Origin of the sequence: Bacillus sp. N5-665 (assembly GCF_022637375.2) — a bacterium.
Classification (GTDB): domain Bacteria; phylum Bacillota; class Bacilli; order Bacillales; family Bacillaceae_G; genus Bacillus_A; species Bacillus_A wiedmannii.
In genome coordinates, this window is the sequence record NZ_CP093325.1 from 5255001 (window position 1) to 5270415 (window position 15415).

Annotated in this window: 14 protein-coding genes, 2 tRNA genes, 1 rRNA gene and 2 riboswitches (1 of these 19 running past the window's edge); of the genes, 3 read left to right on the plus strand and 14 right to left on the minus strand. The window is 37.2% G+C overall.

All coding sequences use genetic code 11. The features are described 5' to 3' along the window. From MNO09_RS29420 to groES, 6 genes are all read right to left on the minus strand, one after another. Nucleotides 1-1347, minus strand: the 5' portion of a protein-coding gene (locus MNO09_RS29420; protein WP_088106790.1) for a sensor histidine kinase. 159 nt of this gene lie to the left of the window's left edge; only the first 1347 of its 1506 coding nucleotides appear in the window; it begins with the start codon at nt 1345-1347; its stop codon lies beyond the left edge, outside the window. Further along, a complete protein-coding gene (locus MNO09_RS29425; RefSeq protein WP_000190041.1) occupies nt 1331-2032 on the minus strand; it encodes a response regulator transcription factor in 702 nt (233 codons plus the stop codon). Before MNO09_RS29425 ends, MNO09_RS29420 begins: the two co-directional genes overlap by 17 nt. A 145-nt stretch (nt 2033-2177) precedes the next feature. Next, complete coding sequence (locus MNO09_RS29430) at nt 2178-3503, minus strand: NCS2 family permease (protein ID WP_000833102.1); 1326 nt, start codon at nt 3501-3503, stop codon at nt 2178-2180. Between the two features lie 128 nt (nt 3504-3631). Beyond that, nucleotides 3632-3733, minus strand: a riboswitch (purine riboswitch). A gap of 154 nt (nt 3734-3887) precedes the next feature. Then, entirely contained in the window at nt 3888-5426 is a 1539-nt protein-coding gene (gene guaA, locus MNO09_RS29435) for a glutamine-hydrolyzing GMP synthase (RefSeq protein ID WP_000743915.1), read from the minus strand. 165 nt (nt 5427-5591) lie between these two features. Next, nucleotides 5592-5693: riboswitch (purine riboswitch) on the minus strand. Nucleotides 5694-5833: 140 nt separating this feature from the next. Beyond that, on the minus strand, nt 5834-7468 hold the full coding sequence (gene groL, locus MNO09_RS29440) for a chaperonin GroEL (protein WP_001029985.1): 1635 nt from the start codon (nt 7466-7468) through the stop codon (nt 5834-5836). Nucleotides 7469-7506: 38 nt separating this feature from the next. Then, nucleotides 7507-7791, minus strand: coding sequence for a co-chaperone GroES (groES, locus tag MNO09_RS29445; protein ID WP_000917306.1), 285 nt, complete (start codon nt 7789-7791; stop codon nt 7507-7509). Between the two features lie 401 nt (nt 7792-8192). On the opposite strand from groES, the gene MNO09_RS29450 reads away from it, so the two are divergent. Together MNO09_RS29450 and MNO09_RS29455 are read left to right on the plus strand one after the other, a co-directional pair. Then, complete coding sequence (locus MNO09_RS29450) at nt 8193-8942, plus strand: CPBP family intramembrane glutamic endopeptidase (RefSeq protein ID WP_000745348.1); 750 nt, start codon at nt 8193-8195, stop codon at nt 8940-8942. After that, complete coding sequence (locus MNO09_RS29455) at nt 8939-9130, plus strand: YdiK family protein (protein WP_001246201.1); 192 nt, start codon at nt 8939-8941, stop codon at nt 9128-9130. The genes MNO09_RS29450 and MNO09_RS29455 overlap by 4 nt, the downstream gene beginning before the upstream one ends. Before the next feature lie 29 nt (nt 9131-9159). Here the strand turns inward: MNO09_RS29455 and MNO09_RS29460 are convergent, their stop codons facing one another. After that, a complete protein-coding gene (locus MNO09_RS29460; RefSeq protein ID WP_000372703.1) occupies nt 9160-9789 on the minus strand; it encodes a redox-sensing transcriptional repressor Rex in 630 nt (209 codons plus the stop codon). A gap of 187 nt (nt 9790-9976) precedes the next feature. Here MNO09_RS29460 and MNO09_RS29465 point away from each other — a divergent pair, with 187 nt between their 5' ends. Then, on the plus strand, nt 9977-11911 hold the full coding sequence (locus tag MNO09_RS29465; protein WP_000602169.1) for an ABC-F family ATP-binding cassette domain-containing protein: 1935 nt from the start codon (nt 9977-9979) through the stop codon (nt 11909-11911). Between the two features lie 407 nt (nt 11912-12318). Here MNO09_RS29465 and tsaD read toward each other — a convergent pair whose 3' ends face one another. From tsaD to rrf, 7 genes are all read right to left on the minus strand, one after another. Beyond that, nucleotides 12319-13335 carry a tRNA (adenosine(37)-N6)-threonylcarbamoyltransferase complex transferase subunit TsaD gene (gene tsaD / locus MNO09_RS29470; RefSeq protein WP_000414581.1) on the minus strand — a complete coding sequence of 339 codons (1017 nt, stop codon included), beginning with the start codon at nt 13333-13335 and terminating at the stop codon, nt 12319-12321. Then, nucleotides 13335-13778: a ribosomal protein S18-alanine N-acetyltransferase gene (gene rimI, locus MNO09_RS29475; protein WP_000367199.1), complete on the minus strand. Its 444-nt coding sequence runs from the start codon at nt 13776-13778 to the stop codon at nt 13335-13337. Before rimI ends, tsaD begins: the two co-directional genes overlap by 1 nt. A gap of 13 nt (nt 13779-13791) precedes the next feature. Then, nucleotides 13792-14484 (minus strand): tRNA (adenosine(37)-N6)-threonylcarbamoyltransferase complex dimerization subunit type 1 TsaB, encoded by a 693-nt coding sequence (gene tsaB, locus MNO09_RS29480; protein ID WP_000865751.1) that lies wholly within the window; start codon nt 14482-14484, stop codon nt 13792-13794. Further along, nucleotides 14465-14938 (minus strand): tRNA (adenosine(37)-N6)-threonylcarbamoyltransferase complex ATPase subunit type 1 TsaE, encoded by a 474-nt coding sequence (gene tsaE, locus MNO09_RS29485; protein ID WP_000049636.1) that lies wholly within the window; start codon nt 14936-14938, stop codon nt 14465-14467. Before tsaE ends, tsaB begins: the two co-directional genes overlap by 20 nt. Nucleotides 14939-15112: 174 nt before the next feature. Continuing rightward, nucleotides 15113-15188, minus strand: a tRNA-Asp gene (locus MNO09_RS29490). A gap of 3 nt (nt 15189-15191) precedes the next feature. Beyond that, nucleotides 15192-15268, minus strand: a tRNA-Met gene (locus tag MNO09_RS29495). A gap of 12 nt (nt 15269-15280) precedes the next feature. After that, nucleotides 15281-15396 (minus strand): 5S ribosomal RNA (gene rrf, locus MNO09_RS29500). Nucleotides 15397-15415 lie beyond the last annotated feature (19 nt).

The window sequence follows — 15415 nt, forward strand, 5'->3', positions numbered from 1 at the left end:
AAAGCGTTCAAACAAACTCCCTAACTCTTCTCTCGTAAACTCTTCACTATGATTCGCAATTACAATTTGTATATCCCGGCGCTGCCTTTGAAGAGAAACTTTTATCTCCCCATCATCTTTACTATACTTAATCGCGTTCATTAATAGATTATCAAATACACGAACCATCTTTTCCGAATCAATCGCCGCATAGGTACGTTCCTCAGGAAACTTCTTAACAAACGTAAGTCCATGCTCTTCCGCCTGCGGTACTAACTCTTCTATTAATTGCTCCAATAACTCATTTATACAAACCTCTTGTTTTTCTAATATAACTTGCTCGTTTGTTAACTTCGTATACTCAAATAAATCTTCTATTAAATTTTTTAACTGCTCCGACTTTGCAAAAGCAATTCTCGTATATTCATCATGTTGTTCTTTATTTTCATATTTAGAATCTCGAAGTAACCGCAAGTAACCCATTATAGAAGTCAATGGTGTACGTAAATCGTGAGATACATTCGTAATAAGCTCATTCTTTTGCTTCTCTAATTTACGTTCCTTTTCTATATTATTCATAAGCTCTTCCGCCATATTATTAATATTCTCGGTTAAAGACGCAATCTCATCTTCACCTTTCTTCTCAATACGGTACGCTAAGTTACCTTTTTCTATTTCCTTTACACCTTGTGCCATCGCTTCAATTTGCTTCATCTTTCTCTTTGTTATATAGAAGAAAGAGAAAATAAATACAAGTACACCTATGAAAAATGGAAACGGTCCTTCTTGCGTATCATATATTACTTCACCTTCCGGAATCCCACTAACAAACATGTATAAATTCTTATCTTCTATTGTAATAGGTGCAAAAGCTATAAATTCTTTTCTCGTACTTTCAAATTCTTTTCTACCATTCATATAATTAATCGCAAACGATGATGCATTACGAATTGTATTATGCAAATCAATTTGTTCTTCTTGCGCCTGCTTCGTCTTATATAAAACTTTTCCACTCTCGTCAGTAACCAACACTTTTAAAGCTCTAGAGTTTTGTTCTAAATTTTGATTCTCTATTTTAATCATACTTGATATAGCTTCTAATTTATTTTCATGAACTGAACTATTTGCCACACTTTGAGCTTGTTGATTAATTTGCTCCATACCAGACCGATAATCGATTGTCGCCTGCCGATTCGCATTCTCAAAAAAAGGTGCTGCTGCTTTTGCTGACAAAATCCCTAACAACGCACAAGCAGTAAACGCAGTAATAAGTTGAATGCGTACACTCCGCTTCACCCTCTTCACTAGCTTTTCAATTAATTCTCTAGTTTTCCTAATATAAGTAAATGGATTAAATATCTTTTTCAATCTTATATCCCACTCCCCATACAGTTTTTATATATCTAGGCTTCCTTGGATTCTCCTCAATCTTCTCACGCACTTTCCGAATATGAACCATTACCGTGTTATCCGACTGGAAAGATCTTTCATTCCAAACCTTTTCATAAATTTGTTCCGCACTAAAGACCATACCCGGGTTACGAGCTAGTAATTCTAAAATTGAAAATTCCCTCGGTGTCAGTTTCACTTCTTCTCCATCCACAATAACTTTATGGGTTGAAATATTTATTTTCATCTCTCCAATTTCTAACTCGTCCTCATTTTGAATAGCAAAACCATTCATCTTCATATAACGACGTAACTGAGATTTAATTCTTGCGATTAACTCTAACGGATTAAATGGTTTCGTTACGTAATCATCTGCACCTGTTGTTAATCCTAAAATTTTATCCATATCTTGCGTTTTCGCAGAAAGCATAATAATTGGCATTTCTTTCGATTCTCTTACTTTCATACACATATGGATACCATCTACCTTTGGCATCATAATATCTAATACGACTAGATGTACTTCATTTTCTTCTAGTAAACGTAATCCTTCTTCTCCGTCTCCTGCTTGCAATACTTTATATCCTTCATTCTTTAAATAGATTGTAATAAGATTCCTAATTTCTTTTTCATCATCTACGACAAGTATTGTTTCGGTTGCCACAATATCTCCCCCATCACTTTTTTAATCCCTAACTTCTATTATAGGAAAACTTCTGAAGAAAAACGCTCGGAAATCCTTAAGATTTTCTGAAGACGCAAAAAAGGTCTAGACTCCCCTTAAGTCTAGACCTTTCAAAAAACCCCTTTTATTTACGAACGTAGATGAAATATAGTACGAATAAAACTCCCATAACATACATAATTGGATGAATCTCTTTACGACGACCACTTACTACCATTGTAATTGGATAGAAGATAAACCCGATTGCAATCCCTGTCGCAATACTATACGTAAGTGGCATTGAAATGATTGTAAAGAATGCTGGTACTGCAATCTCGAATTTCTTCCAATCAATTTCGCCTAAAGATGAAACCATCAAGATCCCTACAATAATTAATGCTGGCGCTGTTACAGCTGGTGTTACAACGCTTAATAATGGCGAGAAGAATAGTGCCAGCAAGAAGAATCCTGCTGTTACAACTGCTGTAAATCCAGAACGTCCACCCGCTGCTACCCCAGCAGAAGATTCAATGTAAGACGTTGTTGTTGATGTACCTAAGATTGCACCGATTACAGTTGCAATCGCATCTGCAAATAATGCTTTTCCTGCACGTGGTAATTTATTGTTCTTCATTAATCCAGCTTGATTCGCAACCGCTACAAGTGTACCTGCTGTATCAAAGAAATCGATGAAGAAGAACGTTATAATAACAATCACCATTTGAACAGTGAAAATATCTCCGAAGTGAGTTAACGCCACACCGAACGTTGGTTCTAGACTCGGTATTGCTCCCACTACCGCTTTCGGAGTATCAATTAATCCTGTCGCTACTCCTAAGATTGCTGTAAGAATCATACCGTAGAAAACTGCACCATTTATTTTCTTAATCATGAAGATGATTGTCGTAACAACCCCGAAGATTGCTAGTAACGTTGTGCCCTTTGTTAAATCCCCCAACCCAACAAGAACAGCATCATTTTTCACGATAATTCCGGCATTTTGGAATCCAAGGAAAGCAATGAACAATCCGATACCTGCCGCTACTGCAAACTTTAACTCTGTTGGAATTGCATTAATGATTTTTTCACGAATACCTGAAGCTGTAAGAATAATAAAGATAATACCTGACATTAATGTTCCAGCAATTGCTGTTTGCCACGGAATACCCATCGTTAACACTGCCGTATAAGCAAAGAACGCGTTAATTCCCATCCCCGGCGCCAAAGCAATCGGATACTTCGCGAAGATCCCCATAATTAACGAACCAATCGCCGCTGCTAATGCTGTAGCAACGAATACTGCACCTGGATCCATTCCTGTACCTGCTGGTAACCCTTTAACATTTCCAAGTGACAGCGTAGCAGGATTGACAAATAATACATAAGCCATAGATAAAAATGTCGTTAAACCCGCTATGAACTCTGTTTTATAATTTGTACCGAGTTCATCAAACTGAAAATAGCGTTTCATCTTACGTTTCCCCCGTTATATGATTACTCGCCGTAATCTCCCTAGCCCTCTTTTATCTATTAAAAATAAAAAAGGCTTCCATTGCATATACGTGGAAGCGTTCTATGAATAAAGACAAGTTTCCCCTCATCTTTATCTAAACGCCTCGTAGTCAAGCCATTTACGGTAGCTAGGTAGAAACTTTCGGGCCATATCCCCGATATTATACGACGGCATAATATTCACTTTTCGTTTGAATTACATACTCATATTAACTCGATGAAGTAGTTTTGTCAATTTAAAAGCGAACGTTTTTATAAAATTTTATACTTTTGTTCGTATTAAGAGTAGAAATACAAAAGATCCATCTATGCATGAGCACTAGATGGATCTTTTTTTATAATACTATTCCCACTCAATAGTTGCTGGTGGCTTACTTGTTATATCATACACGATACGGTTAACGTGTTTTACTTCGTTTACGATACGTACAGAAATTTTCTCTAATACGTCCCAAGGGATACGTGCCCAGTCAGCTGTCATACCGTCGATAGATGTTACTGCGCGGATACCTACTGTGTAATCGTAAGTACGCTCGTCACCCATAACACCTACGCTACGCATACCAGGAAGCGCAGTGAAGTATTGCCAAACTTCACGGTCTAAGCCTGCTTTAATAATTTCTTCACGTAAAATCGCATCAGATTCACGAACGATTTCTAATTTCTCTTCTGTGATTTCACCTAATACACGAATACCAAGACCAGGGCCTGGGAATGGTTGACGCCATACGATTTCATCAGGAATTCCTAATTCTGATCCTAATACACGTACTTCATCTTTAAATAACGTGTTTAAAGGCTCGATTAATTTGAACTGCATGTCTTCTGGAAGACCACCAACGTTATGGTGAGATTTAATTGTTTGTGCAGTCGCTGTACCACTCTCAACGATATCTGTATAAAGTGTACCTTGTGCTAGGAAGTCCATACCTTGTAATTTAGAAGCTTCATCATCAAATACGTAAATGAATTCATTACCGATGATTTTACGTTTTTGCTCTGGATCTTCTACACCTTTTAACTTGTTCATGAAGCGTTCTTGTGCATCCACTTTAATAACATTCATGTGGAAGCCTTCGCTGAATGTTTTCATAACGCCTTCTGCTTCACCTTTGCGAAGTAAGCCGTGGTCAACGAAAATACATGTTAATTGATCGCCGATTGCTTTATGAATTAATACTGCTACAACAGAAGAGTCTACACCGCCGCTAAGTGCGCATAGTACTTTTTTGTCTCCAACAGTTTCACGGATTTTCTCTAATTCTACTTCGATAAAGTTCTCCATGTTCCATCCTTCAGAACAACCACATGCGCCGAATACGAAGTTTTTAATTAAATCGTTACCGTGCTCAGAGTGACGTACTTCTGGGTGGAATTGTACACCGTATAAGTTTTGCTCTTCATTGCTCATACCAGCAATTGGACAAGACTCACTTGTTGCATCTACTACGAATCCTTCAGGTAAACCAGTTACTAAGTCACCATGGCTCATCCATACAACTTGCTCTTCTGGAAGGTTCGCATATAATTTTGATTCGTTCTCTACTTTAAGAACAGCTTTTCCGTACTCACGGTGGTTTGCACGTTCTACTTTCCCACCGAAGTGTTGCGTCATAAGCTGCATACCGTAACAAATACCGAAGATCGGTAATCCTAGTTCAAAGATTTTTTCATCACAATGTAATGCGCCTTCACCGTATACACTATTTGGTCCACCAGAGAAGATAATCCCTTTTGGATTCATTGCTTTAATTTCTTCTGCAGTAATTGTATGTGGATGAAGTTCACTGTATACACCGAACTCACGAATTCGACGTGCTATTAACTGATTGTACTGACTCCCAAAATCTAAAACGATAATTGTATCATGCTGCTTCTTCAAAATAATCACCCCAACGTTAGTTCTCGTATATAAATATTTTCACCAATTTGGCAAAAAGCATTACTAATATAATAAAAAAAGCCAGTCCTCCGCCTCTAGTCTCATAACAAAGAAAAGGCAGGGGTCTGGCTTTATAAAGAAAGATAGTCTTCCGCTCTTTATAAATATAAGACGCACTGCCTTCATAGTCAGGTTGTTTACGGTAACCCGGTAGAGACTCTCAAACCATATCATCGAGGATATATGAAGGATTGTTTTATATTATCTTCCTAGATTCTAACAATGAAGTATCCGTATGGTCAAGAGAGAAAGCGACAAAATTCTACAGAAATTCATTTCCTTTTCTAAAAAACATAAAAAAAACATCCATTTCTATATAGAAATGGATGTTTTTCGAGCAAACGGAATTACATCATTCCGCCCATACCGCCCATGCCCATGCCGCCCATGTCAGGCATTGCTGGTGCATTTGGTTCTGGCTTGTCAGCTACTACAGCTTCAGTCGTTAAGAACATAGCTGCAACAGATGCTGCGTTTTGAAGTGCAGAGCGAGTTACTTTAGCTGGATCTACGATACCAGTTTCAAGCATGTTAACCCACTCGCCAGTAGCTGCGTTGAAACCAACGCCTACTTTTTCGCCTTTTAGACGCTCTACAACTACAGATCCTTCTAGACCAGCGTTGATTGCGATTTGACGAACTGGCTCTTCTAATGCACGAAGTACGATGTTGATACCTGTTGCTTCGTCGCCTTCAGCTACGATAGAAGCTACTTTCGTGTATACGTTCATAAGTGAAGTACCACCACCTGCAACGATACCTTCTTCTACTGCTGCACGAGTTGAGTTAAGTGCATCTTCAATACGAAGTTTGCGCTCTTTTAACTCAGTTTCAGTTGCTGCACCTACTTTAATTACCGCTACGCCACCTGCAAGTTTTGCAAGACGCTCTTGTAATTTTTCACGATCGAATTCAGAAGTAGTTTCTTCTAATTGCGCACGGATTTGACCGATACGAGCTTCGATTTGTTGTGAATTTCCGATACCTTCAACTACAGTTGTGTTTTCTTTCGTTACAACGATTTTACCAGCACGTCCTAAAGATTCAACTGTAGCAGATTTTAAGTCACGACCTAATTCTTCAGTGATTACTTCGCCACCAGTTAAGATTGCGATATCTTCTAGCATTGCTTTACGACGGTCACCAAATCCAGGAGCTTTAACAGCTACTACATTGAATGTACCACGAAGTTTGTTCACTACTAATGTAGCTAAAGCTTCGCCTTCTACATCTTCAGCGATGATAAGAAGTGGTTTACCTTGTTGTACCACTTGCTCTAATACTGGTAAGATTTCTTGGATGTTAGAAATCTTCTTATCAGTAATTAAGATGTATGGGTTATCAAGAACTGCTTCCATTTTGTCAGAATCAGTAATCATGTAAGGAGATGCATATCCACGATCAAATTGCATACCTTCTACTACGTCTAATTCTGTTGTAAATCCTTTAGATTCTTCTAAAGTAATAACGCCGTCGTTACCAACGCGCTCCATTGCTTCAGCGATTAATTGACCTACTTCTTCGTCAGCTGCAGAAATAGCAGCTACTTGTGCGATAGAAGATTTACCTTCGATTGGTTTAGAAATCTCTTTTAATTCTGCAATTGCAGCAGTAACAGCTTTTTCGATACCTTTACGAAGACCCATTGGGTTCGCACCAGCTGTTACGTTTTTAAGACCTTCACGAATCATTGCTTGTGCTAATACAGTTGCAGTTGTCGTTCCGTCACCAGCTACATCATTTGTTTTGCTAGCAACTTCTGCTACTAATTTTGCACCCATGTTTTCGAATGCATCTTCTAATTCGATTTCTTTTGCGATTGTTACACCGTCATTTGTAATAAGTGGTGAACCGAATTTTTTCTCAAGTACAACGTTACGACCTTTTGGTCCAAGCGTTACTTTAACTGCGTTTGCAAGAGTGTCGACACCGCGAAGCATCGAACGACGTGCTTCTTCACTAAATTTAATATCTTTTGCCATAATAATTGACCCCCTTGAATTTTTTAAGATTTATATAATTAACCAATAACTGCTAAAATGTCACTTTCACGTAAAATCAAGTAGTCAGTACCTTCGTATTTTACTTCAGTACCTGCATATTTTGAGAAGATGATAAGATCACCTGCAGCTACCTCTAAAGCAACACGCTCACCATTTTCAAGCACTCGACCAGTACCTACTGCAATAACTTTACCCTCTTGTGGTTTTTCTTTTGCAGTGTCTGGTAATACAATACCACTTGCTGTTTTTTCTTCTGCTTGAACAAGCTCAATTACAACGCGATCACCTAATGGCTTTAGCATGAACAATAACCTCCTCATTTTGTTATGTAAATTTTATTTATTAGCACTCAAGTCACCCGAGTGCTAACACACTTATAATAATAAATAATCTCAATTTCTTTTGCAAGTAAAAAAATCATAATTTTTTCGCAAATTAAGCTATACACTTTTCTATATAGAGTCCCTCTTCTTCTACCTTTACTATATGAATCGTTGTTTCCACTACTCGTATGTTACAATATGAAAGGACACCCTAAGTTGTTTTCGCTATACACACAACTTTCTCCTGTCTTCTATTATAATTTCAAATAAGGATTTACGAAAAAAACATAATTTAAGTGAAGTTTATATCGTAGGTAGCATACTTACATGTTATCCTACCTTATCTCATACACTAGAGTTAGAAAGGATGGTTAAACCATTTGAAAAAACAATATTGGTGGGTTATCGTTACATACATTTTAATGCAGTTATCATCCATTGCTGGATTACCACTTCTGCTGAAAACTGGACTTTATGATAACAGAGGATTTACTAGAGAAGAGAAATTTCAACTCATAACTGGCCACTGGGCAATCATTAGCTTCTTTATTGCATTATGTATCGTACTTTGGTTACTTAGAACAGATATTCGTGACAGACGTTTAGATACAATGCGCTCTACTGTTCCAGCTACGATTGGTTGGATTTTTATTGGGTTCTTCCTAGCATTTTTCTCACAAAGTATTGCCGGTATGATAGAAATGCGTGTATTAGGAATTAAACCTGGATCAGAAAATACAGCAAGACTTATGGATATCGCAAGAACGACACCTTGGTTCCTTATCGTTATCTCTATAATAGGACCTATTTTGGAAGAAATCGTATTTAGAAAAATTTTATTTGGTACACTTTATAAGAAGTTTAACTTCTTTATTGCTGCTATCATTAGTTCTCTTGTATTCGCAGCAATTCATTTTGATTTCACTCACTTATTGGTATACACTTCTATGGGACTCGTATTCGCCTTTTTATATGTAAAAACGAAGCGTATTATCGTCCCTATCGCGGCTCATGTTGCAATGAATACATTAGTTGCAGTTGCTCAAGTTTTAATGAGCAATGAACAAATTCAAGAAATGATTAAAGAAGCTGAAAAAATGCAAGGCTTTATCGGAGGATTTTTAGTATGAGGAACTCACCATTGTTCATGGCTGCATTGTACTTCCTTCTAGGATGTATCTTTACACGCTTCGCCATTACGAACGTAACAGATACAATCTGGAATATGTGGACAATACTATTTGCAGTTATGGCAACAATTGATTTTAATTTGGCACTTCGCCTTATCTTAGTTAAATTCACAAAGAAAAAACAATAATAAAACGCAGAGGTCGCTTCCTCTGCGTTTTATTGTGGATAATTCTTTAAAAAGTAAACAAGTGTTTGTAACTCTACCGCTAAATCAATATGGTGAATTCTTATATTATCTGACACATTTAAGCGCGCTGGTGTGAAATTTAAAATACCATGCACGTTCGTTTCTGCCAATCTATCTGCTACAGATTGTGCTACTGTAGCGGGTACTGTTAATATTGCCACTTGTATATCAGTTGATAAACGTTCTTCTAATTCATCTAAATGATATACAGGAATGCCCCCGATTTCTGTCCCGACTTTCTCTTCACTAACATCAAACGCCATTTCAATTTTTGTATTATTGTTTTTCGTGAAATTATAATGTAAGAAAGCGGTCCCTAAATTACCTACTCCAATAAGTGCTACACGTGTTATATCATCTTGGTCGAGTGTTTCACGGAAAAATGATAATAAATAATTTACGTTATATCCATAACCTTTTTTCCCTAACGCTCCAAAATATGAAAAATCTCTTCGAATCGTTGCGGAATCAACTTTTACCGCTTCGCTCAATTCGGCTGATGAAACACGTTGCTTACCAGAAAGAGATAAGTTTTGGATAAATCGATAGTATAGAGGCAATCGTTTGGCAGTGGCCTGTGGAATTTTTTGCTGATCCATATAACCTCTCCTCTCTTCCTATCTTTATTCATATACTTGAATCAAATACAGAAGTTTAGCACTCATGAATTTCCCTGTATAATAAAGAGAAGAAGTATTCTCTCTTTATTTTAAACTATACACTATTTTTAGTATGATTGAGAAATATAAACATGGCAAAGTTAAGAAATTATTTGAGGTGAAAACATTGATTTTATTACAAGTAAACGCGCTTACGAAATTATACGGTGCAGAAACGATTCTTGCAAACATAAAATTAGAAGTTCAAACGAAAGATCGTATCGCATTAGTCGGACGAAATGGGGCCGGAAAATCTACATTATTAAAAATAATAGCTGGTGAGCTATCTCATGATGGTGGCGAAATTATAAAACCGAAAGATGTCTCAATCGGATATTTAGCTCAAAATACCGGGTTAGAAACATCTTTAACAATTTGGGATGAAATGTTAACCGTCTTTACACACTTGCAGCAAATGGAGACAAAACTTCGAAGGCTAGAGCAAGAGATGGGAAAAGAAGAAAACTTTTCAAACGAGGCTACATATGAAAGATTATTAGCTGATTATGACCAATTGCAATTAGATTATAAAGATCAAGGTGGATATCAATATGAAGCAGATATTCGCTCGATTTTAAGTGGTCTTGGCTTCCCAGTTGAAACGCACCAGACGACGATTTCTACATTAAGTGGTGGACAAAAAACACGATTAGCTCTCGGTAAATTATTATTAACGAAACCAGACCTACTTATTTTGGACGAGCCTACAAACCATTTAGACATCGAAACATTAACATGGCTTGAACAATATTTACAAGGCTATCCTGGCGCAATACTAATCGTTTCTCATGACCGTTATTTCTTAGATAAACTCGTTACACAAGTATATGAAATTTCGAATAAAGAAAGCAGACGATTTGTTGGTAACTACAGTAAATATTTAGACTTGAAATCAGCATTATACGAGCAAGACATGAAACGTTATGAAAAACAACAAGATGAAATCGCTAAGCTTGAGGATTTCGTTCAAAAAAATATAGCTCGCGCATCTACGACAAAACGTGCTCAAAGCCGTCGTAAACAATTAGATAGAATGGAATTATTGACTAGACCTTTAGGTGATTCTAAGTCAGCATCCTTCCACTTCGATATCGAAAAACAAAGTGGAAATGATGTTTTACAAGTAAAGGATGCAACTATCGGCTATGATGATGATCCGATTATTGAACATGTAACTATGCGCTTAACTCGCGGGGATAGCGTTGCTTTAGTTGGTCCAAACGGAATTGGGAAATCCACATTATTAAAATCACTTGTGAATAAGTTACCACTATTAAATGGTGATGTTTCTTTCGGATCCAATGTATCTGTTGGTTATTATGATCAAGAACAAGCAAACTTAACATCTTCTAAGCGAGTTTTAAATGAGTTATGGGATGAATATCCACTGCAGCCCGAAAAAGAAATTCGCACGATATTAGGTAACTTCTTATTCACAGGGGATGATGTACTAAAACCAGTATCTTCTCTTAGTGGTGGACAAAAAGCTCGATTAGCTCTTGCAAAACTTATGATGCAAAAATCGAATTTATTAATTCTCGATGAACCTACGAACCATCTTGATTTAAATAGTAAAGAAATTTTGGAGAATGCTTTAATTGATTATCCAGGCACCCTTCTATTTGTTTCACATGACCGCTACTTTATTAATCGTGTAACGACGACCGTTGTTGAGTTGTCAACAGAAGGTGCACAAGAGTATTTAGGCGATTACGATTACTATGTGGAGAAGAAAAATGAAATGATTGAACGTGCAGCATTTGAACAACAAGAACAGCAAGAAAACCAAGCACCTGTTCAAAAAACTGTAGCTCAAGAAAAATTAAATTATCTCGAAGAAAAAGAGCGTAAACAATTAGAACGTCAACGCACTCGAAAAATTGAGGAGCTAGAACAAAATATTGTAGAATTTGAAGAAGAAATTGCTACGTTAGAAGATCAACTTTGCTTACCAGAAATATACGCAGATTATGAAAAGGCTAGTGAAATTACAACGAAAAAGCAAACACTACAAGAGCAACTTGATGCTTGTATGGCAGAATGGGAAGAATTACATTTATAAGAGTATGAATAAGAAGGATGTCTCATAAGTCGGGATTTTTGACTATGCGACATCCTTTTTATCTTCTAGCTGGGGTATAAACGATTCGACACGACATACCGATTTACCGACAAAGTTTGACAATGTTGGCTCGCCCCTATAATAAGGGCACATTTCAAAATGTTTTTTAGAGATATCTTTTTGCGATTTATTTCCCAAAAAAGAATACATTCAAAGGTCAGACTTCACCTACTTTATCCACAGGTTTATACACATATCCACCTTTATAAAATAAACCCCAAAATAACTTTTCCACATTATCCACAACTAACAAAAAAGTTATCAACATTTTATATACACAATAAAACCCATATTATCAACAGATAATATGGGTTTTATCCACAAGCTGTGGTTAATTTTGTGTATAACTATGCTTCAATATCTAATCCTGGATTTGCATTTAAAGCTAATGTAGCACGTTTTCCTTGTTCATATGCAATTGTACCTGCGGCTGCAATCATCGCTGCATTATCGGTACATAAAGATAGTGGAGGAATAATTAGCTCAATATTTTCTTTTGTCGCAAATTCCGCTTCCAAACGTGCGCGAAGTCCTTTATTCGCAGCTACTCCACCAGCAAGAAGCAGTTGCTTTACGTTATACGCTTCTGCTGCACGAGATGCTTTCGTTACAAGCACATCTATTACACTCGCTTGGAAACTTGCTGCTAAATCTTCCGGTGCAATTTCTATCCCGCGTTGTTTTGCGTTATGCACAGTGTTGATAACTGCTGATTTCAATCCACTGAAACTGAAATCATACGAATCAGGTTCTAGCCATGCACGAGGCAAATCGATTGTCGGTTCCCCTTCATGTGCAAGGCGATCAATGTGAGGACCACCTGGATATGGCATGGATAACGTTCGAGCTACTTTATCATATGCCTCTCCAGCTGCATCATCTCTTGTTTCACCAATCACTTCGAATGAACCATGTTCTTTCATATAAACAAGCTCCGTATGTCCACCAGATACAACAAGTGATAGTAGTGGGAATTGAACTTCTTTTACTAAACGGTTCGCATAAATGTGCCCAGCGATATGATGAACACCCACTAGAGGAATATCATGTGCAAAAGCCACTGCTTTCGCTGCATTTACCCCTATTAAAAGCGCTCCTACTAACCCAGGTCCTTCTGTTACAGCAATTGCATCAATATCATCAAATGTGATATTTGCTTCTTTTAAAGCTTCTTCTAACACAACTGTAATTTCTTCTACATGATGACGGGATGCAATCTCTGGTACAACTCCGCCAAAACGTTTATGACTTTCAATTTGTGATGCAACGACATTCGCAATAATTTCCGTTCCATTTTTAACAACTGCTACTGCTGTTTCATCACAACTTGTTTCAATACCAAGTATAATCGTATTTTTTTCCATTATATATTCACCCACATTACGAGACCATCTTCCTGATTGTCTGCATAGTATCGTTTACGAATTCCACCATTTTGAAATCCGTATTTTCTGTATAACTGTTTTGCTACTTCATTTGATACACGTACTTCAAGCGTCATCGTTTTTACCCCTAAATCTTTCGCTTCGGAAATAACTTCTTTCAATAAAGCATCCCCTAGCTTTTGACCTCTGTATTCTGGCAAAATAGCTATATTTGTTATATGTGATTCATCAATAATTATCCACAATCCACAATACCCAATTACACGACCATCTTTTTCTAGCACAACATAATGTGCATGTTCATTCGTCGTTAACTCACGGTGAAAGGCATCTGCAGTCCAAGGAGTTGAAAAAGACGCTTCTTCAATAGCTACAATTTGAGCGATATCATCGAGTTCCATCTTTCTAAATATCATATCCATCTTCTGGAGACTCCTACTTGTTTTGACTTTCTAACCACTTTGTTTCAGCTTCAGCTAAACGAAGATAACTAGGAACAAATGAATGTACATCTTGTTCTTCTTTTTGTAACCCTAAGAAAGCTAACTCACTTGGTCTTGGGTTATTTTTAGTGAAGGGAGCAAATACAGCTTGTTCGCCTAAATGTTCGATAATCGTCTCTTTGTGCAGTTTAACATCGTTACCAATAAATAAAACAGGCTTTCCTGTATCTTTTAACATTTGCAACCAGTCTACAATAAGGATGATTCGGTCTTCTTCTATAGAATTTAAATGCTCTCCTTCATATGTATATAACCCAGTATAAATTTGTCCACGTCTTCCATCGAATAAAGGACAGATCAATCCATTAAAATTAGCACCATTTGCAGCCACTACTTCTAAACTTGATACACCTACAATTGGTATTTGAAGTGACCAAGCTAATGTTTTTGCAGCTGTCACACCTATACGAACACCTGTATATGATCCAGGTCCAGCAGCTACAACGATTTTAGTTAATTCTTTCGGTTTTACACCACATTCTTTTAACAATTTCTCTACAGCTGGCATAAGACGTACAGAATGGTTTTTTGTTAAGTTTGTAATGATTTCCCCAATTACGTTTCCTTCCTCAATAAGGGATACACCCATTACGTAATTTGAAGTATCAATTGCTAGTACTTTCATCTTGTAATAGCTCCTCACATAATCTAATATATCGATCTCCAATTGGCTCGAGTACAATTTTCCTTGTATCATCTCCAGCATGGAATAAACTAATTTGTAACTTCTCATTTGGTAAAAATGCTTCTATTAAATGAGCCCATTCTACTACGGTAATTCCTTCACCGTAGAAATACTCATCAAAACCTAAGTCCTCTTCACTTTCCGCTAAGCGATACACGTCCATATGATATAGCGGCAATCTCCCTTTATATTCTTTAATAATATTAAAGGTAGGACTATTTACAACTCTTTTCACTCCAAGACCTTTTGCTAGCCCTTTTGTAAAAGTTGTCTTACCAGCCCCTAGATCTCCTTCTAAAATAATTACATCTTGTGCACCGACAAGTCCACCTAGTTTTTCTGATAATCTTTGTGTTTCCTCAGAAGAGTTTGTTGTTATTTCATATTTACTCACAGACTTCACCTACTTTACTCACAATGTTCTCTGCTCTTTATTATACAGGTTTTGAATATATAAAAAAGTCCTTAGGAGTTTTCCTAAGGATAGTTTGACTGTCTTTATTAGTTTTTTGTTAAAACAAATAAAAAAATACGAAACAACATGTTTCGTTCTTTTCTTTATATAAAATGGCGGTCCCGACCGGGGTCGAACCGGCGATCTCCTGCGTGACAGGCAGGCATGTTAACCACTACACCACGGGACCATTTGGTTGCGGGGACAGGATTTGAACCTGCGACCTTCGGGTTATGAGCCCGACGAGCTACCGTGCTGCTCCACCCCGCGATGATATAAATAGCCTGGCAACGTCCTACTCTCACAGGGACAAGGTCCCAACTACCATCGGCGCTAGAGAGCTTAACTTCCGTGTTCGGTATGGGAACGGGTGTGACCTCTCTGCCATCATTACCAGACTGTATTCATTTAAGACAA